At 71.9% G+C, this 24,595-nt stretch carries 23 protein-coding genes; 7 read left to right on the plus strand and 16 right to left on the minus strand.

Going from position 1 to position 24,595, the window contains the following annotated elements:
• Nucleotides 1–7: 7 nt before the first annotated feature.
• Nucleotides 8–2,224, minus strand: coding sequence for a discoidin domain-containing protein (locus ACIO9J_RS23750; protein ID WP_402003612.1), 2,217 nt, complete (start codon nucleotides 2,222–2,224; stop codon nucleotides 8–10).
• A gap of 365 nt (nucleotides 2,225–2,589) precedes the next feature.
• Here ACIO9J_RS23750 and ACIO9J_RS23755 point away from each other — a divergent pair, with 365 nt between their 5' ends.
• The 5 genes from ACIO9J_RS23755 (at nucleotide 2,590) to ACIO9J_RS23775 (ending at nucleotide 8,644) form a co-directional block, all read left to right on the plus strand.
• The gene (locus tag ACIO9J_RS23755) at nucleotides 2,590–3,921 is read left to right on the plus strand and encodes an ABC transporter substrate-binding protein (protein ID WP_402002903.1); all 1,332 of its coding nucleotides are present in this window, start codon (nucleotides 2,590–2,592) and stop codon (nucleotides 3,919–3,921) included.
• A 39-nt stretch (nucleotides 3,922–3,960) separates the two neighbouring features.
• Entirely contained in the window at nucleotides 3,961–4,920 is a 960-nt protein-coding gene (locus ACIO9J_RS23760) for a carbohydrate ABC transporter permease (protein WP_402002905.1), read from the plus strand.
• A 4-nt stretch (nucleotides 4,921–4,924) separates the two neighbouring features.
• The gene (locus tag ACIO9J_RS23765) at nucleotides 4,925–5,815 is read left to right on the plus strand and encodes a carbohydrate ABC transporter permease (RefSeq protein WP_402002908.1); all 891 of its coding nucleotides are present in this window, start codon (nucleotides 4,925–4,927) and stop codon (nucleotides 5,813–5,815) included.
• 98 nt (nucleotides 5,816–5,913) lie between these two features.
• Entirely contained in the window at nucleotides 5,914–7,518 is a 1,605-nt protein-coding gene (locus ACIO9J_RS23770) for a glycoside hydrolase family 13 protein (RefSeq protein WP_402002911.1), read from the plus strand.
• Nucleotides 7,519–7,633: 115 nt separating this feature from the next.
• The gene (locus tag ACIO9J_RS23775; protein ID WP_402002914.1) at nucleotides 7,634–8,644 is read left to right on the plus strand and encodes a LacI family DNA-binding transcriptional regulator; all 1,011 of its coding nucleotides are present in this window, start codon (nucleotides 7,634–7,636) and stop codon (nucleotides 8,642–8,644) included.
• Nucleotides 8,645–8,662: 18 nt separating this feature from the next.
• On the opposite strand, the gene ACIO9J_RS23780 is transcribed toward ACIO9J_RS23775, so the two are convergent.
• The 4 genes from ACIO9J_RS23780 to ACIO9J_RS23795 form a co-directional block, all read right to left on the minus strand.
• Nucleotides 8,663–9,067, minus strand: a complete 405-nt coding sequence (locus ACIO9J_RS23780; protein ID WP_402002916.1) for a hypothetical protein — start codon at nucleotides 9,065–9,067, stop codon at nucleotides 8,663–8,665.
• 99 nt (nucleotides 9,068–9,166) lie between these two features.
• A complete protein-coding gene (locus tag ACIO9J_RS23785; protein WP_402002919.1) occupies nucleotides 9,167–9,904 on the minus strand; it encodes a DJ-1/PfpI family protein in 738 nt (245 codons plus the stop codon).
• Nucleotides 9,905–10,000: 96 nt separating this feature from the next.
• Complete coding sequence (locus tag ACIO9J_RS23790) at nucleotides 10,001–11,182, minus strand: MalY/PatB family protein (RefSeq protein WP_402002922.1); 1,182 nt, start codon at nucleotides 11,180–11,182, stop codon at nucleotides 10,001–10,003.
• Nucleotides 11,183–11,207: 25 nt separating this feature from the next.
• Nucleotides 11,208–12,191: a helix-turn-helix domain-containing protein gene (locus ACIO9J_RS23795; protein ID WP_402002924.1), complete on the minus strand. Its 984-nt coding sequence runs from the start codon at nucleotides 12,189–12,191 to the stop codon at nucleotides 11,208–11,210.
• 150 nt (nucleotides 12,192–12,341) lie between these two features.
• On the opposite strand from ACIO9J_RS23795, the gene ACIO9J_RS23800 reads away from it, so the two are divergent.
• Nucleotides 12,342–13,754 carry an aminopeptidase P family protein gene (locus ACIO9J_RS23800; RefSeq protein ID WP_402002927.1) on the plus strand — a complete coding sequence of 471 codons (1,413 nt, stop codon included), beginning with the start codon at nucleotides 12,342–12,344 and terminating at the stop codon, nucleotides 13,752–13,754.
• Between the two features lie 71 nt (nucleotides 13,755–13,825).
• On the opposite strand, the gene ACIO9J_RS23805 is transcribed toward ACIO9J_RS23800, so the two are convergent.
• The 11 genes from ACIO9J_RS23805 to ACIO9J_RS23855 all read right to left on the minus strand — a co-directional run bounded on the left by ACIO9J_RS23805 (nucleotide 13,826) and on the right by ACIO9J_RS23855 (nucleotide 23,789).
• On the minus strand, nucleotides 13,826–14,179 hold the full coding sequence (locus ACIO9J_RS23805; protein ID WP_402002930.1) for a hypothetical protein: 354 nt from the start codon (nucleotides 14,177–14,179) through the stop codon (nucleotides 13,826–13,828).
• A 39-nt stretch (nucleotides 14,180–14,218) separates the two neighbouring features.
• Nucleotides 14,219–14,746 (minus strand): hypothetical protein, encoded by a 528-nt coding sequence (locus tag ACIO9J_RS23810; RefSeq protein ID WP_402002932.1) that lies wholly within the window; start codon nucleotides 14,744–14,746, stop codon nucleotides 14,219–14,221.
• A 222-nt stretch (nucleotides 14,747–14,968) separates the two neighbouring features.
• Nucleotides 14,969–16,063, minus strand: coding sequence for a sensor histidine kinase (locus ACIO9J_RS23815; protein WP_402002935.1), 1,095 nt, complete (start codon nucleotides 16,061–16,063; stop codon nucleotides 14,969–14,971).
• Between the two features lie 2 nt (nucleotides 16,064–16,065).
• Nucleotides 16,066–16,800: a response regulator gene (locus ACIO9J_RS23820; RefSeq protein ID WP_402003615.1), complete on the minus strand. Its 735-nt coding sequence runs from the start codon at nucleotides 16,798–16,800 to the stop codon at nucleotides 16,066–16,068.
• Nucleotides 16,801–16,892: 92 nt separating this feature from the next.
• On the minus strand, nucleotides 16,893–17,132 hold the full coding sequence (locus ACIO9J_RS23825; RefSeq protein WP_402002938.1) for a hypothetical protein: 240 nt from the start codon (nucleotides 17,130–17,132) through the stop codon (nucleotides 16,893–16,895).
• 74 nt (nucleotides 17,133–17,206) lie between these two features.
• Nucleotides 17,207–18,559: a TRAP transporter large permease subunit gene (locus ACIO9J_RS23830; RefSeq protein ID WP_402002941.1), complete on the minus strand. Its 1,353-nt coding sequence runs from the start codon at nucleotides 18,557–18,559 to the stop codon at nucleotides 17,207–17,209.
• Nucleotides 18,556–19,893 carry a class II aldolase/adducin family protein gene (locus tag ACIO9J_RS23835; RefSeq protein WP_402002944.1) on the minus strand — a complete coding sequence of 446 codons (1,338 nt, stop codon included), beginning with the start codon at nucleotides 19,891–19,893 and terminating at the stop codon, nucleotides 18,556–18,558. The genes ACIO9J_RS23830 and ACIO9J_RS23835 overlap by 4 nt, the downstream gene beginning before the upstream one ends.
• Nucleotides 19,890–21,218 (minus strand): 3-oxo-tetronate kinase, encoded by a 1,329-nt coding sequence (otnK, locus tag ACIO9J_RS23840; RefSeq protein WP_402002947.1) that lies wholly within the window; start codon nucleotides 21,216–21,218, stop codon nucleotides 19,890–19,892. The genes ACIO9J_RS23835 and otnK overlap by 4 nt, the downstream gene beginning before the upstream one ends.
• Nucleotides 21,206–21,883, minus strand: coding sequence for a hypothetical protein (locus tag ACIO9J_RS23845; RefSeq protein WP_402002950.1), 678 nt, complete (start codon nucleotides 21,881–21,883; stop codon nucleotides 21,206–21,208). The genes otnK and ACIO9J_RS23845 overlap by 13 nt, the downstream gene beginning before the upstream one ends.
• Nucleotides 21,880–22,767 (minus strand): hydroxypyruvate isomerase family protein, encoded by an 888-nt coding sequence (locus ACIO9J_RS23850; protein WP_402002953.1) that lies wholly within the window; start codon nucleotides 22,765–22,767, stop codon nucleotides 21,880–21,882. Before ACIO9J_RS23850 ends, ACIO9J_RS23845 begins: the two co-directional genes overlap by 4 nt.
• On the minus strand, nucleotides 22,767–23,789 hold the full coding sequence (locus tag ACIO9J_RS23855) for a phosphoglycerate dehydrogenase (protein ID WP_402002956.1): 1,023 nt from the start codon (nucleotides 23,787–23,789) through the stop codon (nucleotides 22,767–22,769). The genes ACIO9J_RS23850 and ACIO9J_RS23855 overlap by 1 nt, the downstream gene beginning before the upstream one ends.
• 114 nt (nucleotides 23,790–23,903) lie before the next feature.
• On the opposite strand from ACIO9J_RS23855, the gene ACIO9J_RS23860 reads away from it, so the two are divergent.
• Nucleotides 23,904–24,587: a GntR family transcriptional regulator gene (locus ACIO9J_RS23860; protein ID WP_402002959.1), complete on the plus strand. Its 684-nt coding sequence runs from the start codon at nucleotides 23,904–23,906 to the stop codon at nucleotides 24,585–24,587.
• Nucleotides 24,588–24,595: the final 8 nt, after the last annotated feature.

Here is a 24,595-nt window from a genome sequence, read left to right on the forward strand (position 1 = left end):
AGGTGCTTCACTTCAGATACGCCTCGACCTCGCTGAACTGGGCCGCCGGCCAGCCCGTGTTGGCGGTCACGAGCACCCGCAGGTGGCGCGCCTTGGCGGCAGATTCGGGCAGGGCGAAGGTGACGGTGTTGCCGGTCGCCGGGTCGAAGCGGTAGTCCTTCGCGGCGAGCAGCGTGCCGAACGACGAACCGTCGGTGCTGCCCTGGAGCGCGAGCGTCTGCGTCCTCGCCTGCCAGGCGGCGGCGGGCGGCAGCTTCAGGACCACGCGCCTGACGGGCTGCGCCGAGCCGAGGTCCACGGTGATCGACTGCGGGAAGGCGTGGTTCGTGGACTCCCAGTACGTGTTCGCGTCGCCGTCGACCGCCTTGCCGGGTGCGTACACGTCGGCGGTGCCGGTCGCCGTCGCGGGACGGCCCTTGGCGAGATTCCGGTTCGGGTCAGGATCCGGGTTGCCGCCACCGGGCTGCGGCCAGGTCGAGCAGTCGCCCCAGACACTGTCGAAGCCGGAGTTGCCGCCGCCGTCGGTGAGCGTGAAGGCGCCCGAGCCCGCCGGGTAGGGGCAGTTGTAGACGCCCGCGGCGCCCACCCCGGTGGCCTTGACGCCGGTCACCCGCACGGCACCCGGCGTCTCCGCCTGGACGACGACGGTGCCGACCTTGTCCACGGTCGACCCGTTCACCGTGACGTTCTTGACGGCCTTCCCGGTGCCGCCGCCCGACACGAACTCGTAGGCGCTGTACGGGCTGTCTTTGATGGTGGTGCCCGTGATGTCGACGTTGGCCTCGATCGCGCTGTCGTACGCGTCCACGCGCAGGGCGCCCATCGGGTGGTTCCAGTTGGGGTTCATGGCGCCGGTGCGCACCAGGGTGTTGCCGGAGACCGTGACGGTTCCGGCGAGCGGGAAGAACGGGTCGAGGAACTTCTGGTTGGAGATGGCGATGCCGCTGCCCAGGGCGTTGGTGTCCTGGACCAGGTTGTCCTTGACGGTGATGTCGCGGCCGCCGTAGATCGCGATGCCGTTGGCCAGGTTGGGCTGCGAGACGGTGTTGTTCGCGAAGGTGTCGTCGCTGTTGGTGGCGTTGAGCGCCCACATGGCAAGGGCGTCGTCGCCCTGGTTGCGCAGGAAGTTGTCGCGCACCTGGACGCCGCGCGCGTTCCCGTTGAGGTTCAGGCCGTCCGCGGTGGTGTCGAGCACGCGGTTGTTCTCGACGACGAGATCGTCGTTGTTGCCGGTCAGCCAGAGGCCGACCTTCAGGTGCTGGAGCCACATCCCGCTGACGCTCGAACCGGGGCCGAGGGAGCCGTTGACGAAGTTGTCCGGGTTGCCGTCGACGCGCTCGGTGACCTCGCCGATGACCGCGAAGTCCTTGAGGTGGACCCTGCCGGCCGAGTTGCTCTGGTTGATGAACCGCGAGGAGCGCACCACCGAGTGCCAGCCGCCCGCGCCCTGGACGGTGACGTTCTCGACGCCGCTCAGCTCGGAGCCCACCTTGAACTCGCCCGGCGGGATCCACACGGTGCCGCCGCTGCCCTTGGCCGCCGCGATCGCGTCGCGGAAGGCCGCGGTGGAGTCCCGCTGGCCGCTCGGGTCGGCGCCCTTGTCGACGACGGAGACCGCTCCGGACGGCTTCGCCGCTGGCGCACCGACCTGCTCGAAGTCGGCCACGTCCACGGTGACTTGGGTCGATACGGCCGTCAGTTTCACCTTGTCGCCGGCCTGGAGGTTGCGGCCCAGGAGGAGGCGCGCGTTGTCGAAGAAGTGATGCGCCTTGGCGCCCGCGATCCACGGGGTGTCGATGTAGCTGTACTTGGAGGTGACGGGGAGGGACGTGTCGAGCTTGGTGCCGTTGACGTACACGGCGAGCGAACCACTCTGTCCGTCGGGCACGTTGGCGGAGACGTTCACGGCGTTGGCCGCCGCGCCGAGGGTGAACTCGACGCTCTGGCCGACTCCCAGGCGTACGGCCTGGCGGCCCGATGCCTCGGAGGCGAGGGTGCCCTGGGTGTGGTCGGGGCCGATCTTCTGACCGTCGGTCGCGGCGGTTTCCGCTTCGGTGGAGGTGAAGGGCAGGTCGGCGCCCGCGGCGGCGGACCGGGGTACGGGGGCGGGCCGGGCGGCGGCCGGGCCCGAGAGGCCCACGACGGATCCGACGAGAGTGACCGCGAGGGCCAGGACGGAGGCGCTGCGCACGGTTCTTCGTGCGCACCTGTGTGACGCGTGCATGACATACGGGTTCATCTGCGGTGCACCTTTCTGGTGGGGGTGAGGGGGAGGGGCGGGGTGGCAGTGGTCACCGTGGCGTCGTCGTCACTGAAGCACCACGGTCAGGTGAGCACAAGATGTCAGCCATGCATTGCAATTAATTGACAGGCGCACGAAATAGTCGTTGGTCGCGGCGAGTTGGGGCATGCCGATGTGCGTGAACATCCGAACTGAGCCCAGTGCAGGGCTTTATGTGCACGCAGGACCGTCGTGATGCAGTCGTAATCTTGCGTATCTGGATACGAATCTTGCGTGCATCTGTTGGCCGCCCTATCGTGACGGCACCCATCAGGGCAGCGCTCGGGCGCCACTCCAGAGGAGCCGTAATGAAGCCCCGTAACCTCGCGATCCTTCTGACGACAGGTCTCGCACTCACCGCCACGGCCTGCGGCGGTGACGCGTCGGGCTCCGGCGGGGGAGGCGTCTCGATCACCGTGGCGTGCCAGCCGGCGAAGACCGCGCCGAAGCTGCGCAAGGCGTGGGACGCGGACGTCGCCGCGTTCGAGAAGGCCCACCCGGGCGTCTCGGTCAAGAGCACCGACCAACAGCCCTGCTTCGACCCGAAGACGTTCGCCGCGAAGCTGGCGGGCGGTCAGATGGAGACGGTGTTCGTGGTGCCCGTCACCAACTACGCCGACGTGATCGCCAAGAAGCAGGCGAAGGACATCACCGCGTCGACCGGCGTGGTGAAGAACTTCGACGACATCCGGCAGGACGTCAGGGGCATGGTCACCAAGGGAGGCAAGGTCTACGGCGTCCCCAACGTCAGCTACAGCGTCGGACTCGTCTACAACCGGGCGCTGTTCACCAAGGCGGGCCTCGACCCCGACGCGCCGCCCAAGACGTGGGACGAGGTCCGCGCCGCCGCGAAGAAGATCGCCGCGCTGGGCGACGGATACGTCGGGTACGGCGAGTACGGCGGCGGCAACACCGGCGGCTGGCACTTCGCGCAGGCCCTGTTCAGCCGCGGCGGCGAGATGGTCACCGACGGCAAGGCCGCCTTCAACAGCCCCGAGGGCAAAGCGGTGTTGGAGAACCTGCACGACATGCGCTGGAAGGACGACAGCGTCGGCAGCCGGGTGCTGATCGGCTGGGAGTCGCTGATGCAGCAGATGGCGGCGGGCAAGACCGGCATGATGCTCGGGGCACCCGACGTGATCACCGACGTGACCCAGAAGTTCCAGGGCAAGGCCGCGAACTACGGCATCACGGGCGTGCCGGGCGGCAAGGCGTCGCTGGCCGGCGGCGAGGCGTACATGATCAACCCGAAGGCGAGCCCGGCCCAGACCAAGGCCGCGTTGCAGTGGATCGACTTCCAGTTCAACACGCCCGGCAAGGGACGCTTCGACTTCGCGCGCGGCAAGGCCAACGGCGAGGCCGTGGGCGTGCCCAACAACGACTACATGGGCGAATCGCCGACCGGCAAGACCATCGCCGAGCAGCGCAAGGCCAACGCCGTCATGCCGGTGAAGAACTACGAGCCCTACGTCGACGCCGCCGCGGGAATCACGCCCAAGCTGGAGCCGGAGAAGGCCCAGGAGATCTACGCGGTGCTCGACGTGGCCATGTCCGCGGTGCTCACCAGGGAGGGCGCCGACGTCGACAAGCTCCTCGCGGACGCCGAGTCCAAGGCGAACTCGATCCTGGCCAGGCGCTGATCGGGCGTCGCGGCGCGAGCCGGGAAACGGGAGACCACGATGGAGACACTCACCAGGGCGCCGAAACCGGAGCCGACGTCACGGCCGGGACGGCGGACCACCGCACCCCGGCGCCGGCCGCCCTCCAAACGCGGCCGGGCGGCGCGGCGGAACCTGACCGCCTACGGATTCCTCTGCGCCGCGCTCTTCTGCTTCGCGCTGTTCGCCTGGTGGCCGATCGTCAGGGAGGTCGTCCTCAGCTTCCAGCAGACCAACCTCGTCGACGAGCCGTCCTGGGTGGGCCTGGACAACTTCCGTACGGTGGTGGCCGATCCGGCGTTCGGGCAGGCCTGGCGGAACACCTTCGTCTTCACCCTCCTCGCGCTGCTCTGCGGCTATGTCGTGCCCTTCGCCGTCGCGATCGTGCTCAACGAACTGCGGCACGCCAGGGCGTACCTCCGGTTCGTGGTCTATCTGCCCGTGATGCTGCCGCCGATCGTCTCGGTGCTGCTGTTCCGCTGGTTCTACGATCCGGGACCCGGCCTGTTCAACCAGGCGCTCGACGCCGTCGGACTGCCGACGCTGTCCTGGCTCGACTCCACCAGCACCGCCCTGATCTCCCTGGTCATCGTCTCCACCTGGATGAACCTGGGGTCCGGGGTGCTGATCTACCTGGCGGCGCTCCAGAACATCTCCGGGGACCTGTACGAAGCGGCGGAGCTCGACGGCGCCGGCATCCTCAAGCGGATCTGGCACGTCACGATCCCCCAGACGCGGCTGATCCTGATGCTGATGTTGATGCTCCAGATCGTCGCCACGATGCAGGTGTTCATCGAGCCGTACATGCTCACGGGCGGCGGCCCGGAGAACGCGACGGTCACCGTCGCCTACCTGATGTACCAGTACGCCTTCGTGTACGGCGGCAACTACGGGGCGGGCAGCGCCCTCGGCCTGATGCTCATGCTCGTCCTGCTCGCGGTCGCCGCGGTGCAGCTCCGGCTCACCCGAGAGGAGAAGTAGGCCCGTGCGGAACACCGAAGGTCACACCAGGACCATCGTCTCGCCGCTGGAACTGAGGTCCCGCAGGGGCAGGACGGTCTACTGGGCGCTGCTGACCACCGTCGTGGTCGTCTTCACCCTGGTGTTCGTCTTCCCGCTCTACTGGATGGTCACCGGGGCGATGAAGACGGGCGAGGAGATCGCCCAGATGCCGCCCACCTTCTTCCCCGAGTCGCCGGACTTCTCGGTGTTCGCGGACGCCTGGGAACTCTTCGACATCGGGACGCTGCTGAAGAACACGCTGTTCTACGCCGTCGGAGCCTGGCTCTTCGCGCTCGCGGTGGACGTCTCCGCGGCCTACGCGCTCTCCAAGCTCCGCCCGATGTTCGGCAACGTGATCCTCGCAGGGATGCTGGTCACGCTGATGATCCCGCCGATCGTGGTGATGATCCCGGCGTACATCACCGTGACCGACGTGCCGCTGTTCGGCTGGCACCTGCTCAACTCGCCCTGGGCGATCTGGTTCCCGGTCGCCGCCAACGGCTTCAACATCTTCCTGCTGAAGCGCTTCTTCGACTCGATACCGAACGAGCTGCTCGAAGCGGCCGAGATCGACGGCGTGCCGCCGTGGCGCGTGCTGTGGTCGATCATCCTGCCGATCTCCCGGCCGATCCTCGGCGTGGTCTCCATCTTCACCGTCGTGCTCGTCTTCAAGGACTTCGTCTGGCCGCTGCTCGTCCTTCCCGACAGCGAGAAGATGACGCTCAGCGTGGGCCTTTCGCAGACCGCGGGAGCGGTGCCGCAGAACCAGATCATGGCCGGTCTCGTGATCGCGAGCGTGCCGATGATCGTCGTGTTCTTCCTCTTCCAGCGCAGCATCATGGCGGGCCTCACCGCCGGCAGCCTCAAGGGCTGACCGGACGGCCGGACACCGTACTCCGCCGCCGTCATCACCATCGCCACCGCCGCCGCTCGCTCCGGCGTCTCCTCCCACCTGCCCGAAAGGACCCTCACGTGGCAGCTGTTCCCGCGTCCCGCACCGATGCCTGGTGGCGCGACGCCGTCATCTACCAGGTGTACCCCCGAAGCTTCGCGGACGGAGACGGCGACGGCACGGGGGACCTGGCGGGCGTCCGCGCCAACCTGCCCTACCTCGCCGAACTCGGCGTCGACGCCGTGTGGTTCACCCCCTGGTACCTCTCGCCGCTGGTCGACGGCGGCTACGACGTCGCCGACTACCGCACCATCGACCCGGCCTTCGGCACCATCGACGAGGCCGAGAAGCTCATCTCGGAGGCCGCCGACTTCGGCATCAAGGTCATCGTCGACATCGTCCCCAACCACGTGTCGCACCAGCACGTCTGGTTCCAGGCGGCACTGAGCGCGGGCCCCGGCAGCCCCGAACGGGAGCTGTTCCACTTCAGGGCGGGCCGCGGCGAGCACGGTGAACTCCCGCCCAACAACTGGCCTTCCCAGTTCTCCGGAGCCACCTGGACCCGGGTTCCCGACGGCGAGTGGTACCTCCACCTGTTCACGCCGGAACAGCCCGACCTCAACTGGGCGCACCCCGAGGTCCGCGAGGAGCACGAGGACGTCCTGCGGTTCTGGTTCGAGCGCGGGGTCGCGGGCGTCCGCATCGACTCCGCCGCCCTGCCCGCCAAGCACCCGGACCTGCCCGACTTCACCGAGGGCGTCGACCCGCACCCGTACATCGACCAGGACGAACTCCACGACATCTACCGGTCCTGGCGGGCGATCGCCGACGAGTACGGCGGCGTGTTCGTCGGCGAGGTCTGGCTCCCCGACGCCGAACGCTTCGCCCGCTACCTGCGCCCCGACGAGCTGCACACCGCCTTCAACTTCAACTTCCTCGCCTGCCCCTGGGACGCCGCCCGGCTGCGCCGCACCATCGACGACACCCTCGCCGAGCACGCGCCCGTCAACGCCCCGGCCACCTGGGTCCTGTGCAACCACGACGTGACCCGCACGGTCACCCGGTACGGACGGGCCGACACCGGATTCGACTTCGCGGCCAAGGAGTTCGGGACGCCCAGCGACCTGGCCGTGGGAACGCGACGTGCCAGGGCCGCGGCCCTGCTCACGCTCGCCCTGCCCGGTTCCGTCTACCTCTACCAGGGCGAGGAACTGGGCCTGCCCGAGGCGGACATCCCGCGCGGCCGCATCCAGGACCCCATGCACTTCCGCTCCGGCGGCACCGACCCGGGACGCGACGGCTGCCGGGTGCCGCTGCCCTGGGCGGCCGGGGCGCCGCACTGCGGCTTCGGCTCGCGCGCCGAGCCCTGGCTGCCGCAGCCCGCCGACTGGGCGCGGTACGCGGTGGACCGCCAGGGCGGCGACCCGGACTCGATGCTCACCCTCTACCGCACGGCCCTTCGCCTGCGCCGCTCCGGTGCCGGTTTCGGCGACGGTCCGATGACGTGGCTGCCCGCGCGGGACGGCGTGCTGGCCTTCGTCCGCGGCCACGGCCTGCGCTGCGTGGTGAACCTCTCGGGCGGGCCCGTCGACCTCCCGCCGTACGAGGAGTTGATCCTCGCGAGCGGACCGCTGGACGAGCAGGGGCGGCTGCCGGACGATACGGCGGTGTGGCTGCGAGCCTGACACCGCTACAACGGGCCTCCCCATGCAACAGGCCCTCATTCACACGCAGTTACACGATGAAATCCAGCAAGTATCCGACGCTGAAGCAGCACATTCCTGCGCTATTCTTGCGCGCATGACGCGACGACTTGCACAGGTTGCCAAGAAGGTAGGGGTCAGCGAGGCGACGGTCAGCCGTGTCCTCAACGGGCGGCCCGGCGTCTCGGAGGCGACCCGGCAGTCCGTGCTGACGGCTCTCGACGTCCTCGGGTACGAGCGTCCGACGCAGCTGCGCGGCGAGCGCGCGCGGCTGGTCGGCCTGGTGATACCGGAGCTTCAGAACCCGATCTTCCCCGCGTTCGCCGAGGTCATCGGGGGCGCGCTGGCCCAGCGGGGGCTCACGCCCGTGCTGTGCACACAGACCAAGGGCGGCGCGGCGGAGGCGGACTACGTGGACCTGCTGCTCCAGCAGCAGGTCTCCGGCGTGGTCTTCGCGGGCGGCCTGTTCGCCGAGGCCAACGCGCCGCACGAGCACTACCACCTGCTCGCGGAGCGCAACATCCCGGTCGTCCTCATCAACGCGGCGGTCGAGGGACTCGACTTCCCGTGCGTCGCCTGCGACGACACCGTCGCCGTCGAACAGGCCTGGCGGCACCTGGCCTCGCTCGGCCACCAGCGGATCGGCCTGGTGATCGGTCCCGCCGACCACGAGCCGTCGCGCCGCAAACTGGCGGCCGCGCGGATCGCGGCGGGGGCGGCGGGCGCGAAGCTGACCGACGATCTCGTCGAGCGCTCGATCTTCTCCCTGGAGGGCGGCCAGGCGGCCGCCGGACGCCTGCTCGACCAGGGCGTCACCGGCATCGTGTGCGGCAGCGACCCGCTGGCCCTCGGCGCGATCAGGGCGGCCCGCCGCCGAGGACTCTCCGTCCCCGGCGACCTGTCGGTCGTCGGCTTCGACGACTCGTCCTTCATGACCTGCACCGAGCCGCCCCTGTCGACGGTGCGGCAGCCCATCGAGGCGATGGGCCGCGCGGCGGTCGACCTGCTCTGCGCACAGATCCAGGGCGGCCAGCACAACCCGGGCGAGCTGCTCTTCGAACCGGAACTCGTCGTACGAGGCTCGACGGCTCAGCCGTCGGGCGGCTGATGCCGGGGGCTGCCGCCTTCAGGCGCGACGGGCCTCGATCGCGCGCGTGAGGGACGCCGCGTCCACGGAGTTCGCGAGGATGCGGATGTCGCCGTCAGCGGTTCGGAAGTGGAGCACCGTGTTGCCCGGACGCCAGCTCTCCTCGGTCTGCAGCGTTCCTTCGCGGGGCAGCGGAAGAGGTGCGTGGAACCTTCGTGCGAACCGCAGGGGCTCGTTCGCCTCGACGTGGATCTTCCCGTACACGGAGGACTTCCGGCCCGTCCCGGACTTCCAGGAGACCCGGCAGGGGAACGCGGCGGCTGCCTGGCCCGAGGAGTGAGCCTCGGCACGGCCAGCCGCCCTCTTCCTGATGGCGGCGGTCACGATCCGCGTGGTGAGGGCCGCCACGATGGCCAGGAAGGCGAATCCGAGCAACGTGTCCAAAGGGTCCCCTCCACACTGCGGCTGCTGTGAGTGGTTCCGTGATCCACCCGGCGCAGGCTACCCGGTGCGGCACACCCCCCGGAGTGCCGCACCGGCCCCCTACCCGCCCGCTGTCCGCAACACCGTCCCCCTCCGCTCGAACTCCATCAACTCCTCCACGCTCGACACCACTTGAGAACCGAGTTCGCGTTCCAGGAGCCACAGGGATCCGTCGATGCCGGAGCTGACGCCGCCCGCGCAGACGAGGTTGCGGTCGTCGACGACGCGGGTGGTGCGGACGTCCGCTCCCTGGTCCTTGAGGTAGTCCTGGGCGCGGTGGTGCGTCGTGCAGGGGCGGCCGTCGAGCAGGCCGGCCGCGTGCAGGATGATCACCCCCGTGCAGACGCCGAACAGGGTGAGGGAGGGGCGTTCGGCGCGGCGCAACTCGCGCGTCAGGACACCCTTCTTGATCTCGGACCAGACGCCCGGCCGGTCCCTGTCACGGAAGCCGCCGCCGGGGACGACGATCACGTCCGCCGCCGAGGGGTCCCACGCGCCCGGCACCGCGATGTCCGTGCCGAAGCTCGCCGTGAATCTGCCAGGGCGCCCGCTCGTGACGAGCAGCGGCTCCACCGGATGTCCCATCGAGGCCGCGGCGCCGAAGACCTCCAGCGGGCCGAACACGTCCAGTTCCTCCGCGCCGTCGAACGCGACGATGTGCACGCGCAGCGGGCGGCGGGCCGTCCGCGCCCGCCGCTCCGACGCCGACGCCGTGCCGGCCGTCGCACCCCAGGACGCGGCCGCCGCCCCCACACCCACCGCCGACATCAACGCGCTCCGCCGCTTCATTCCCGCCATGTCGTACGACTCCGTCCACCGGTTCCGCGCCGCCGAACGTCGGCGGCCTCACGAGGAGTTGGTCGGGCGGAGGCGGTGTGGAGTTCCCGCCGGAACTCACACGGCCGAAGCCATCCTGCGGACGGCCTCGGTCAGGATCTCCGGGGACGTGGCCAGATTCATGCGGACGAAGCCCTCGCCGCCCGTGCCGAAGTCCGTGCCGGGGTTCAGGGCGACCCGCCCGTGTTTGAGGAACGCGGCCGCCGGGTCGTCGCCCAGGCCCAGTTCGCGGCAGTCCAGCCAGGCGAGGAAGGTGGCTCCGGCGGGCCGGTAGCGGACGGACGGCAGGTGCTCGTGGAGCAGGCCGGCGACGAGGCGGCGGTTTTCGTCCAGGCCGGTCAGGAGCGCGTCGAGCCACGCGCCGCCCTGCCGCAGCGCCGCCGTGTGCGCGATGATGCCGAGGTGGCTCGGCCCGTGGCTGACCTCCTCGGGGAGCCGGGCCAGCTCGTCGGCGGCTTCGGGGCCCGCGACGGCGATGGCGGCCTTGAGCCCGGCCAGGTTCCAGGCCTTGGAGGCCGACATCAGCGAGAGGCCGTTCCCGCCGCCCGGCACGCTCAGGTAGGGGATGAAGCGGGCGCCGTCGGCCACGATCGGCGCGTGGATCTCGTCGACCACGACCCGTACGCCGTACCGCCGCGCGAGCCGCGCCACCTCGGACAGCTCGTCGGCCGTGTGCACCGTCCCGGTCGGATTGTGCGGGCTGCACAGGAGGTGCACGGGGCGCGCGCCGCGCCCGGCCGCGTCCTGGTACGCGGCGGCCAGCGCCGCGAAGTCGATCCGGCCCCCCGCGTCGAGCGGCGCCTCGACGACCGGCCGGCGGTCGCTGCGTACGAACTGGTAGAAGGGCGGGTAGACCGGGCAGTTGACGACGACGGGGTCGCCCGGGTCCGAGACCAGCTTGAGCATTTCCACGATGCCCAGCATCACGTCGGGGACGATCGCGGTGCGCTCGACGGCGAGCCCGTCCCAGCCCCAGCGCAGGGCCGCGAAGTCCGCGAACGCCGCCGCGTAGGCGGTGCCCGCCGGATACCCCGTGTCGCCGCGGTCCACCGCCTCGTGCAGGGCGCGCGCCACCGGCTCGGCGAGCGGCACGTCCATCTCGGCCACCCAGAGGGGCAGTACATCGGCCGGGTGGGTGCGCCACTTCATGCTCGTGCGTGCGCGCAACTGATCGAGGGACAGCTGCCGCAGCGGGTTGGAGACCAGGGACACGGCGAGTTCGTTCGACGCATGATCCATGCGTCGATGGTAGGCAGCACGCCGCTCAGAGCCACCCCGAGCGCTGCGCCCGCAACGCCATCTGGAACCGGTTCGCGGCGCCGAGTTGGGCCATCAGGATCTGGAGCCGGCGGTAGAGGGTGCGGCGGCTGATGCCCAGTTCGCGGGCGATCACGTCGTCGTCCGCGCCGCCCGCGAGCAGCCAGAGCAGCCGCCGGTCGGCGGGCGGCAGACCGCCGGGACGCGTGGTGCTGCCGTGGAAGGGCAGGGCGTCGCGCCAGGACTGTTCGAACAGGGCGATCAGCGCGGAGAGCAGCCCGCACGGCTGCACGACCAGCATGGTGTTGTGCACGTCGGCCTCCCTGATCGACAGGGACACCAGCGCGTACGCCTCGTCGATGATCACGAGCTTGACCGGCACGGACGACAGCACCCTGGCCTGCTCACCGGCGTTGACGCAGGGCTCGATGACCTCCTTGAGATGGCCGGGATGCGCCAGCGACTCCCGCGAGTAGACGACGCGCTGCGTGACCCCGCGGGCGAGCGTGGCGAGCGCGTCGCCGGTGGCACCGGGCAGCGGGAAGTACGGCGGCGACTCGAACTGCCTGATCTGCTCGCGGGCGCTCGCCCAGGCCTGCCGGATCCGGGGCCCGATGGCCTCGCCGGTGACGACCTCGACGAGATCGTCGTTGTAGGCGGCGAGCCGCTGGCGCCGGAACGACTCGAACGCGCCGCCGACGGCGATGCGCGACTCCTCGACCTCGGCCGCCCGGTGCCGGGCGAGGATCTCCAGTCCCGCGGTGGGCGGCACCGGCGCCACCACGTCGCCGCCCGCCGCCGCGGCGCTGGCCAGACCGGCGTCGACCAGCGCGCCGTACGCCGCGACGAGCTCCGCGCCGTCGAGACCCGCCGCCCGGCCCACCGAGCCGAGCGGGGCGGGTGCCAGATCGATGAGCGCCAGATAGACCCGGGCCGCCGCGGGGTCGAGCCCCAGTCGCCGCAGGGCGTCGCCGAGCTTCTCGTTGGTCATGATCCGCATTATCGACGACCGACGTGGACCGCGATGGCCGATCTGTGCCAGTGGCACTCATCGGCACTCGGCGCGCGCGGTGCGCGATACCTTCCGGCCAGGCGCTCGACGGCGCCCACCAGCAGCACTCACCAGAGGAAGGTGTCCGACGTGGCGAAGGGCCGGAAGAACCGTCTCTACCCAGGGATCTCCGACGAACTGTCCGCGCTGATGCGCACCGGCTGGGCGGACACCGAGCGGCACGACCTGCGCCCCGACGCGCAGGCCCCGCACGCGGCCCGCCGCCGCGCCGCGCTCTCCGCCCGCTTCCCCGGCGAGCGGCTCGTGATCCCCTCGGGGAACCTCAAGGTCCGCTCGAACGACGACACCTACCCGTTCCGCGCCCACTCCGGCTATGTGCACATGACCGGGGACCAGGCCCGCGACGGCGCGCTCGTCCTCGAACCCCGCGCGGGCGGCGGCCACGAGGCGTACTGCTACCAGCTGCCCCGCGACAGCAGGGACGACGACGAGTTCTGGACGGGACCCACGGCCGAGCTCTGGATGGGCAGGCGCCGCTCGCTCGCCGAGTCGCAGGTCGTGCTCGGCCTCGCCTGTCGCGACGTCCGCACGGCCGCCGAGGACCTGGCGGCGGGCGGCGACGCCCCCACCCGCATCGTCCGGGGCGTCGACCCGGCCCTCGAAGCGGCCGTCAGCACCGACGAGGCGCGCGACGAGGAACTCGAAGAGGCCCTCAGCGATCTCCGTCTGGTCAAGGACGCCTGGGAGATAGGGGAGATGCGCAAGGCCGTGGACTCCACGGTGCGCGGCTTCACCGACGTGGTCGGCGAGCTCTCGGGCGCGGTCGCCTCCTCCGAGCGCTGGATCGAGGGCACGTTCTTCCGCCGCGCCCGCCTGGAGGGCAACGCCGTCGGCTACGGCTCGATCTGCGCCGCCGGCGAGCACGCCACGATCATGCACTGGACGGACAACGACGGCCCGGTGCGCCCCGGTGACCTGCTCCTTCTCGACGCGGGCGTGGAGACCCGCACCCTCTACACCGCCGACGTCACGCGCACGCTGCCGATCAGCGGCACCTTCACGCCCTTGCAGCGCAAGGTGTACGACGCGGTGTACGAGGCACAGGAGGCAGGCATGGCCACCGTGAAGCCGGGCGCCGCCTACCGCGACTTCCACGAGGCGTCCCAGCGCCACCTGACGGCCCTCCTCGTCGAGTGGGGCTTCATCGAGGGGCCGGCCGACCGTGCGTACGAACTGGGGCTCCAGCGCCGCTTCACCATGGCGGGCACGGGCCACATGCTGGGCCTCGACGTGCACGACTGCGCGCAGGCGAGGAACGAGGAGTACGTGGACGCCGTCCTTGAGCCGGGCATGGTCCTCACCGTCGAGCCCGGTCTGTACTTCCAGCCGGACGACCTCACCGTGCCCGAGGAGTGGCGCGGCATCGGCGTACGCATCGAGGACGACCTGCTGGTGACCGCCGACGGTCACGAGAACCTGTCGGCGGGCCTGCCGCGGTCGGCGGACGAGGTCGAGGCGTGGATGGCGCGGTTCGCGGGCTGAGTCCCTGCCGCACCACGCGACGCGTCCCCGGACCGGCCCGTATCAAGAGGGCCGGTCCGGGGACGCGGGCGTCAGCGCGCCAGGTGCTTGATCTTCTCGAACGGGTAGCCGGCGACGACCACGACGATCAGACCGTAGGCGGCGAAGGCCAGCAGGCCGCCGGTGCCGATGGCGCGGTCCCCGTCGGAGAACAGGACGTTGCCGACGGGGATCAGCGGGGCGAGGCTGAGGATCGCCGCGCCCGTGCACCAGTGCGCGACGAGCCGGTTGGCCCGCTCGCGCAGCGCGGGATCGCGCTTGACCTCGTCCGGCACCTCGTAGCCGACGCCACGGTCACAGACCTTCCCGCGGTGGCCGACGCGGGCGGCCAGCAGCGTGACCAGCGCGAGCACGATGAAGCAGCAGAGGATGAAGACGTACGCCATGAGTGTGCGGATCCCGATGCCTGATGGATGGACGAGGGGCTAGCGGATGTACTTGATGATGAAGGCGGCCACCATGGACACGGCCTTGTTCTTGACCCAGCCGGGCAGGAACTTCCAGACCACGCCGCCGATCTCGCCGCCGAGGCAGCCGATGATGGCGTTCTTGACGTAGGTGCCCTTGCCGGAGAACTTGCCGTCGGCGACATCGCTGAGCACCGAGGTGGGGATGCTCGCGACGGCGCCCTTGGCACACCAGGCGGCGGCGCCGATGGCCACGGCGGCTATGGGGAAGGCGCGCGGGCGGATCTCGCCGTCGTCGCCGCCCTGGCTGATGGCTCTGTTCAGCTCGGCCATCGCCTCGGGACCCATGCCGTCCTCGATGAACCGGAGCTGCTCCGCCGTCAGCTCCGGCATCTCCTGCGTGGCGGACACGGAGGCCGCGCGGGTCTCCGCGGCGTGTGCGGCGAGCGCCGGGGCGGCACCGGCGAACAGGGCGCCGGCGGTGAGCGCGGCCACGCCCACCAGCGAGGCACGGCGGATCATGGGGCGCTGCTGTGTCGACATCATGTGGGTTCTTCTCCCCCTGCCGCACCGTCGTACGGGCGGCGTCATCTGGGCTTTCGCGGCGGTCCTGTCCTGGACCGCCGCCCGGTGGTGGCCGGACGCCGCAGGTCATGGGCGTGCCGGCCGGGGACCATGCTGGCCCCGGCGCCCGGTCGGCCGGAACCGTCCACCGGCCCCCTCCACTTGGAGGGGGCGGTGCCGGACGCGGGGCGGACGGAAGCCGGCTCACAGCGGCAGCTCGGCCCGTACGGTGAAGCCGCCGTCGGCGGTGGGCCGGGCGACGACGTGCCCGCCGACGAGCGCCGCGCGCTCGCGGAGCCCGGCGAGGCCGTGGCCACCGGCAGGCAGCCCTGACCCGCCCCCTTCCGCGCCGGGCGGCCCGTTGCTGACCTCCACCACCAGCGCGTCATGCCCGTCCGGCGTCAGGACGGACACCTGCACCGGCGCCCCCGGCGCGTGTTTGCGCACGTTGTTCAGCGCCTCCTGCACGATGCGGAAGGCGACCGCCTCCAGCGCGGGATCCCAACTGGTGCCGGGCGCCACGCCGATGTGCACACCGACGTCGAGGAGGCTCTCGGCCGTCAGACCCGGTAGATCCGCGAGGCGCGTCCTGCCCACGGCGGCCGCCGCCCCCGCGTCCGTGCCGCGCAGCACGCCTACCATGTCGCGCAGTTCCTCCAGGGCGCGCACGCTGTGCTCGCGGACCACCTCGATGTCCGCGCGGCGGGCGCCGTCCCGCTCGGTGGCGCTGAGCACGCCGGACTGCACGGCGATGATGCCGACGTGGTGCGAGACGGTGTCGTGCATGTCCCTGGCGAGGCGGGCCCGCTCCCGGGTCACCGCGCGCTGCGACTCCAGCCACCGTTCGCGGTCCTGGGTGGCGGCGAGGTCCGCGAGGCGGTGCCTGAGCTCGTCGCGGGTCCTGACGAGCAGGCCGAGCACGATCGGTCCGAGACTGAGCAGCCCGGCGCCCTCGACCATCGTCAGGACCTCGGGCCTGGAGTGGTCGAGGAGGGCGGCGGGCGGCCAGGGGACCAGCGCGGCGGCGAACAGCAGTACCCCGCAGCCACCGATCACCCGGGGCGACGCCCGGCAGGCCACCACGAACATCGCGAGCATGGCGGGCAGCCACAGATACTCGGTGACGGTCGCGGGCAGCGCCACGGCCAGGGTGCCGAGCGGCCAGCGGTGACGCAGCGGCAGTACGGCGAGTGCCAGTGAGCAGACGAGCAGGCCGAGCGGGTCGAAGGTGCCCGCGACGGTGAGCAGTTCGGCGCAGGCCAGCAACGCGACCCCGCGCTCGGCGGTGCGGCGGTCCACCCTCATCGTCTCGCGGCGCCGCCGACGACGGGGTCCGCGGGGACCAGGCCCAGCCGGTGCGCGTGCACGGCGGCCTGGACCCGGTTGGCGACCCCGAACTTCACCAGGAGCGCGCTGACGTGGTCCTTGACCGTCGTCGTACCGATGAAGAGACGCTGCCCGATCTCGGTGTTGGACAGGCCCTCGGCGACCAGCGCGAGGACGTCACGCTCCCGGTCGGTGAGGTCGGGGGAGGCCGGGGCCCGTCGGCCGGTGAAGGCCCCCGGATCCGGGGCCCCGGTCCCGGCTACGCCCCAGGAGTCCCCGACGCCCCCGGCATCCGTCGTCTCCACCGAGTGCGCGTAATGCCGGACGACCGTGCGCGCCAGGCGCGGTGCGAGCACGCTGCCGCCTCGCGCCAACTCCTTGACCGCGTACTCCAGTTGGGCCGGTGGCGTGTCCTTGAGCAGAAAGCCGAGAGCGCCCCCGCGCAGCGCCGCGTCCAGATGCTCGTCGGCGTCGAACGTGGTGAGCAGGGCGACGGCGGGCGGCACGGGCAGCGCCCGCAGATCGGCGAGGACCGTCAGACCGTCCCGGTCGGGCATCCGCAGATCGAGCAGGACCACGTCGGGCCGGTGCCGTACGGCCTGCTCGGCGGCGGCCGTCCCGGAGCACACCGCGACCACGTCGAGACCGTCGAACGTCTCCAGGATCCGCCGCAGCCCCTCCCGCACCAGGATCTCGTCGTCCACCACCATCACCCGCACGCCAGATCGGCTCACTTCGGTCGGCCCCCCCCATCGAATCCGGACAAGAAGCCCCAGCATAACCGCCCGTTTTTACGTGGATTTTAGGCTGGGGGGCCGTCCGGTTCCCGTACGTAGAGTGCGAGGAACGAGCACAGTCCCGCGGCGCCCGCGACGATGCACACCACATCGGTGACGTCGGTGCCGAACAGCTCCATCAGGTGCCGGTCGCCCGTGGCGACGGCCGCGATCTGGCCCGCCACCACGGCGCAGCCGCCGAGGAGGAAGGCGACGAGCAGGACACGGGTCGCGCCCGAGAGGAACGTACGGCAGAAGGTGCGCATGGAGGTTCTCCTTGTCTCGTCGTGGTGCTTTCCGTCCCCGGTACCGTCGTGCCGCCCTCCGTCCCCGGCGCGGCTCAGCCCCCCGGTATCCACAGCACCCCCACCGCGATCAGCACGCCGAACAGATAGGACGGCACCAGGTAGTAGAGGGCGACCGGCATGAAGATGCGGGCCGGATTGATGTCCGCGATGCCCGCGGCCACATAGAGGGGCGCGGCGCCCGGTGGTGAACAGCCCTCGGACGAGGCCCACACGATGACCGCGGCGAACGCCACGTACGGAGGGATCCCGGACGCGGTGAGCGCGGCGAAGGCGACCGGGCCGACGGCCGCGAGCGTGGACGTGGTGTTGAGGGGGCCCGCGACGATGACGATGACCAGGCCCACCACGAGCGCGGCCACCCACGGGGACACGCCCTGGAGGTCCTTGAGGTAGGGGGCCAACTGCTCGCCCAGACCGAGCCGGTCCAGGACCTCCGACGCCGCGAACGCGGACACCATGGTCACGCCGACGAGCCCCAGCTTCGGGCCGATCTCGCCGAGCGTCCGCCACCAGTCGCGGGAACCGCCCGGCAGCGACCGCCGTTCCACCAGGAGCCCGGCGATCAGCATCATCACCGGCAGCCACACCAGGAGCGGCACGGCCTCCGCGGCATCCAGCCCGTCGAGCCGGTCCGTCGCCCAGTCGCTGCCCGGCGACGTCGTGAGGAGGACGGGCACCGCGACGGCGGCCAGGACCAGGAGCGAGGTCCAGCCCGCGGCGAACGACTGGCGCAGCGGCCGGATGTCCTCCGGCGCCATGGTCCCGACGCCGCGCCGCCGGACGATGACGTACGCGATGAGGAGCCGCATCGCGACCATCCACGCCCCGGTGACGAACAGCGTGGCGACCACGTCGCGCGAGGAGAGCACCGGCAGCACGGTCGGCGCGGCGAGCAGGACGAAGAACGCGCCGCTGAACGGGAAGGTCGCGCCGACGCCCGCGTTGCCCGAGAGGACCAGCGCGGCCGTCTCGCCGCTGGCCCGCGACCGCTTCATCCACGGGATGGCCAGCGAGCCGACGGTGGCGACGATCGCCGCGCCGTTGTGCGCGACGGCGCCGAACAGCCCGGAGGCGACCGTCGCGGCGTACGCGGAGCCGCCCTTGCGGCGGCCGAGCAGCGAGCTGAGGATGTCGATCATCCGGTGCACGAGCCCGGTGCGGGTGAGCAGTTCGCTCACGAAGACGAACGCGAGGGCCGCGAAGGTGATCTCGGACTTGAGGCCCTCGACGAGGCATTCCCAGGCCACCCGCGGCGCGTCCGTGCCGCCGAACGCCGCGCTCGCGAGGAACCCCAGGATCATGGCCTCGCCGATGTTCCGCTTGAACGCCACGTTCCACACGATGATGACCCCGATGAACGCCACCAGGGCGAGGATCGCGTTCACCGGTGTGGCTCTTCCAGGCCGGCCGCGCGGTACGCGTCCCGTGCGGGCGTGGCGGTGAGGTGCCGCAGCAGGGCGGCGGCCTCGGGCCGGTGCGCGGCGGCCGCGCCGAGCGCGACCGACAGGTCCGTGTAGTGCTGGACCTCGCCGGGCAGCGGCCCGACGACGTGTGCGTCCGGCACGAAGCGCAGTTCGCTCAGCTGCTGCACGGCCAGATCGGCCCGTCCGTCCGTGACCGCGAGGGCCGTGAACCCCTTCTGGACCACCGTGGCACGGGAGTTGACCTCCTCCGCGATGCCGAGCCGGTCCAGGAGCGTGGCGAACGCGACGCCGCTCGCCCCCGTGCGGGAGTACGCCACCGAACGGGCCGACGTCAGGGCCCGTACGAGCGCGTCGGTACTGGACACGTCCACGGCGGGCGCGCCGGGCGGCACGGCGACGCCGATCCCGACGCGGGCGAGCGGCCGCAGCGAGGAGGCGTCGAGCACTCCGGCGGCGGCCAGTTTCTCCAGCGCGCCCGTCACGCCGACCAGCACGTCGGGGCGGGCCCCGGCCTCGATCTGGTCGAGCAGTACGTTGGTGGGCTCGTAGACGCCGTCGACGCCGATGCCGGTGGTGCTGGTGAACGCCTCCAGGAGGGTGTCGTCCAGGGCCTTCTTGATGGCGAGAGCGCTGAACAGGCTTACAGGGGACGGAGTCTGAGGGGTGGTCAGTTCAGCGCGTTGCTCCTCGGTGAGGTGCGAATGGTCCGTGCCGCGCAGCAACAGGTGGATCCGCGCCGTCTGTTCCAGCTCGTCGGCGGCTTCGAGGGCCGCGTCGAGTCCGGGTGCCGCGACGAGAGGGCCGTGGTGGCGCAGCAGCAGTGCGGCGTGCGTGCGGGCCTTCTCCTCGGCGTACCCGGCGAGCCGTACGTCGCCGGGCGCGCAGTAGGGGAGCAGCGCGAGCCGGCCGACGCGCAGGGCGTAGTACGCGGTGAGCGGCGGCAGCGCGTCGTCCGGGTCGAGGCCGTCGAGGCACGACACGGCGGCGGCGTGCGGCGAGTGCGTGTGCACGACGGCGCGGGCCTCGGGGCGCGCCCGCAACACCGCCGCGTGCAGGAACGCCTCCTTCGACGGCGGCGGTCCTTCGAGGTGGGCTCCCTCCGCGTCGATGACGGACAGGTCCGCGGGGAGCACGGTCGTGAGGTCGGCGCCGGTCGGGGTGACGAGGATCGTGCCGTCGTCGACGCGCAGCGAGACGTTGCCGGTGCGGCCGTGCACGAGCGAACGGGCGGCCAGCGCGCGGGCGGTGGCGACGAGTGCCGCGCGCCCGGCGGGGTGGGCGAGGGGAGTGGTCATCGACGGGCTCCTTGGTGTGGTCCGTGCGGGGCGGGGGAGCGGTCCTCCGGTGGCGTGACGGCCGGAGGCGGGGCGGAAGCGACGGCGAGCAAGTCGGGGCCGCCGAAGTTCCCCGACTTGAGCAGCAGCGCGGCCGGAGTGCCGGACGTCGGGCGGATCCAGGGCACGCCCGGCGCGGCGGCCCTGCCGATCCAGCCGCCGGTGACGCCGAGGGCCGCCACCACGGCGCCCGATGTCTCGCCGCCCGCCGCGATCACACGCCTTACCCCGCGCGCCACGAGGCCGACGGCGATGAGACCGGTGGCCTCCTCCAGCACGGCGGCGGCTCGATCGGAGCCCAATGCCTCCTGAATCACGCGTAGTTGCGCGGGTGGAACGGACGAGTGGAAGACGGGCGCCCCACGGGCCGGGTCGGTCGGCAGCGCGTCGTGCCAGGCGAGTGAGTGCTCCGCCAGCGCCGCGGGGTCCGGTTCGGCGACGGGGTCGAGCCGGAGCAGCGGACGCCCCAGAGCGCGCAGGGCGTCGAGCTGCTCCAGGGTGCGCGCCGAGCAACTGCCGCACAGGACCGCCGCGGGCCAGTCGGCCAGCGGATCGTCGTCCTCGTACGCCTCCGGGGCGTCGCCCGCGACGGCCCGCGCGAGCCCTCCGGCGAGACCGGCCGCCCCCGCCGCCAACGGCGCCCGCGCGGCGACCCGGCCGAGCGTGCGCAGATCCTCCTCGGTGAGCGCGTCGGCCAGCAGATGGCGGTCCCCGCGCCCGGCGGCCGCGGCGACTTCCGCGCGTACGGCATCGGTGCCCGCGCGCACGGTGTCCCACCGCAGGAGCCCGACCCGCCGATCGGTCTGCGCCCGCAGCAGCCGGGGCAGCGACGAGTCCGTCATCGGTGTCACGGGGTGGTCCCGCATCGGCGACTCCGCCAACGGCACGCCGTTCACGAAGAGTTGGCCCTCGTACTGGGTGCGGCCGTGCTGCGGTGAACTGGGCGTCAGGAGCACCGTCGGCGCGTCCAGGGCATCGGCGAGCGCGTCGATGACGGGCCCGATGTTCCCCCGCGCCGTGGAGTCGAAGGTCGAGCAGAACTTGAAGTAGACCTGCTCCACGCCGTGTTCGCGCAGTCGCCGCAGGGCCGCGAGGGACTCCGCGACGGCCTCCCCGGGCGGCGCCATCCGGCTCTTGAGCGCGACGACGACCGCCTCGTGCCCGCCGGGCGGCGCCACGCCCGCGTCCGGCACGCCGAAGTACAGGACGGTCCGCAGCCCGCTCTCGCGCAGCGCGAGGGCCACGTCGCTGGCGCCCGTGACATCGTCCGCGATCACTCCGAGCACGGCACACCTCCCAGCTCGACCCGTGCGCGCAGGGCCTGGGCGGCCGCGTGCGGTCCCGTGTGGACTGGCAGCCCGAGTGCGGCCGACAGCTCGTCGGCCCTGGGCGCGAGCGAGTACTGGGCGAGCAGCACGGCGTCCGCGCCCGCCGAATCCGGGAGTTGACCCGGGGCGACGACCTGCCCGACGGCCTCGGTGGGGCGGTGCGCCGCAGCGACGGCGGCGCGGAAGCGCGTAAGCGAATCGTCGAGGGCCGCCTCGAACGAGGCCACGACGAGCACCCGGCGGTGACCGCCCGCGAGCGCCGCGGCGAAGGCCGCCCCGTCCGCCGACAGCACCGGGACGCCCGCATCGGCACCCTCCGCCACGGGCCCGTACAGCGAACACGTCAGGAGCACGCCCCGCGCACCGCCCGCCACGGCGTACGCGATGAGCCGCCGCATCCGGTCCGCGAGGGCCGGGGTCAGCCCGCCCTGCGCCGTGGCGTCGGCGAGGAGCGCGTCGTCGAGCAGATTCCACGGCTCGGCCGCGGGGAAGGCGTCGGCGAGCCCGGCGACCGCCGGTCCCGTCGCCGCGGGAGTGGCGCTGATCAGCGCGATGCGCGGACGGAACGCGCTGTCCGGCGACGGGGAATCGGGGCGGACATGGGGTGTGGTGGTGCCGCTCATGCCGTCACCTCCGCGACCCAGCCGAGCCCGGCCGCGGTGTCGCGCGCGGGCCGGTACTCGCAGCCGAGCCAGCCCTCGTAGCCGCCCTCGCGCAGCGCCTCGAAGACGCGCGGCCAGCGGATCTCGCCGGTGCCCGGCTCGGTGCGGTCGGGCGGATCGGCGATCTGCAGGTGCGCGGTGTACGGCAGGCAGGCGCGCACGGTCCGTACGAGATCTCCCTCGGTGACCTGGGCGTGGTACAGGTCGAGCAGCAGCCCCGCCCGGTCGGTGCCGACGGCCTCCACGACGGCCCTGGCCCGCGCCTGGGTGCGCAGGAAGTACCCGGGCGCGTCACGCTCGTTCTGCGCCTCGACGACGAGTCGTACGCCGGTGCCGTGGGCGCGGTCGGCGGCCCAGGCGAGATTGGTGACATAGGTGGCGAAGGCCCGCTCGGCGCTCACGTCCTGCGGCACGATCCCGGCCAGGACGTGCAGCAGGCCCGAGCCGAGCTCGGTCGCGTACTCCAGGCCGCGCTCGATGCCCGCCCGGAAGTCCGCGGCACGTCCCGGATGGCAGGCCAGCCCGGAACGATCCGGTGAATCGGGCTCTCCGGCAGGGGAGTTGATGAGCACCTGCCGGAGTCCCGCCTCGCCCAGCAGTGTGCGCAGGCGCGCGGCCGGATACGGATAGGGGTCGGCGTACTCGACCCCGGCGAAGCCCGCGTCGGCCGCCGCGTCGAAGCGTCGCTCGAAGGGCAGCTCGGTGAAGAGCCACTTGAGGTTGGCGGCGAGCCGTGGGCCGCCGGGTATGCGCAAGGCAGGGGTGCGCTCCTCGGCCGGCACTGTGGCGCCGGCGGCGGGGGAGTGCGGCTCGGGCCGCCGCGCGGGTATCCGTCCGGTCCCCATCACCGCACCCCCGCCCGCGCCGCCACGGTCCCCGGATCGACGAGATGCTCCGGCGTCCGTCCGGCGATTACGTCGAGCACCTGCCGGGCGGCCATGAGGCTGGAACGCGACCTGGCCTCGGCCGTGGCGCCCGCGATGTGCCCGGTGACCAGGACGTTGTCGAACGCCCGCAGCGGCGAGTCCGAGGGCAGCGGTTCCTGCTCCGTCACATCCAGCGCGGCGCCCGCGAGCCGGCCTTCGGCGAGCGCGTCGGCGAGGGCCTGTTCGTCGACGATGCCGCCCCGCGCCGTGTTGATCAGGTAGGCACCAGGTCGCATCCGGCGCAGCGCCGCGGCGTCGATCAGATGCCGCGTCGACGTGTCGAGCGCGAGGTGCAGCGTCACGAAGTCGGCCTCGCCCAGCACCTCTTCGAGAGGGAGCGCGGTCACGCCGGTCTCCGCGAGGAACGCCTCGTCAGGGAAGGGGTCATGGCCCACCACGCGCATGCCGATGGCGAGTCCGAGCCGTGCGACGGTCCGCCCGATCGAGCCGAGTCCCACGACGCCGAGCGTCGCGCCCGCCAACTCCCGCCCGCTGGGCTGCGACCAGCCACCCGCCCGTACGTCGGCGACGCTCTGCGGGATGCCCCGCGCGCAGCCGACGAGGAGGCCGAGCACATGCTCGGCGACCGCGATCCGGTTGGCGCCGGGGGAGTGGGTCACGGCGATGCCGAGCCGGGCGGCGGCGGCCACGTCCACGTTGTCGTACCCGGCACCGCAGCGTCCGACGACCCGGAGGCCGGGGGACGCCCCGAGCACCTCGGACGTGAACGGGTCGGTGCCCGCGACGACACCGACGGCACCCGCGCGGGCGAAGGCGTCGCGCAGGGACTGCTCGTCGGTTCCGTGCCGGTCGGCGGGCCGGGCGAAGACGGTGCGGCATCCGGCGTCGCGCAGCAACTGGTCGACCTCGCCGCCGGGTTGGAGATACGCCGTGGTCACCAGCACACACGGGGCGTCGTCAGGCATGTCGTCAGCACGCACAGGGATCCTCCTTGATCCATCGCTATACTATAGCGATAGGAAAATAATATACGATCGAGTCGCGATCAAGAGGGGTGAAGGGCTGCGCTAAGGTCGGGCCTCGAAGGAGGCACGATGGCTACGACCCGCCCGTCCGCCCGGCAACCCCTGGCCGACAAGATGTACGAGGTGCTGCTCGGGCAGTTCATGGACGGACTCTGGTCGCCAGGACAGTCCCTCAACATCGGGGCCCTCACGCGCGAGTTGAACGTGAGCCAGACCCCGCTGCGGGAGGCGCTCGCGCGTCTCGAACACACGGGCCTGGTGCGGCGCGAGGCGCTCAAGGGCTACCGCGTGGCACCGCTCTTCACCGAGCGCGAGCTGATCAAGCTGATGGACGCGCGCCTCGTCCTGGAACCCGCGATGGTCCACGAGGCCGCGCGACGCACCACGCCGGAGTTCCTCGACGAACTCAAGGCGAGCATCGACGAGCTCAAGCACTGCGCGGACGCGCCGCGTTCGGCCTCGGTGCGCGCCTACTGGGCCGCCGACGAGCGCTTCCACCTGCGCATCGCCGCCCAGTGCGACAACCCGTTCCTGGAGAGCGCCTACCGTTCGCTCGGCGGCCATGTGCAGCGCTTCCGGCTCTTCACGGAGCTGGGTTCGTCGGAGGCCGAGTCACCCGCCCGCGAGCACACCGCCGTCTACGAGGCGATGGCGGCGGGCGACCCGGAAGGCGCGGCGAAGAAGATGCGCCGGCACATCGAGAACGCCAAGGCGCGCGCCCTCACCGACCGCCAAGCGGTGGACGAGGACTGACGAGGCCC

Source organism: Streptomyces sp. NPDC087300, assembly GCF_044744425.1.
In the GTDB taxonomy this organism is placed as follows: Bacteria; Actinomycetota; Actinomycetes; order Streptomycetales; family Streptomycetaceae; genus Streptomyces.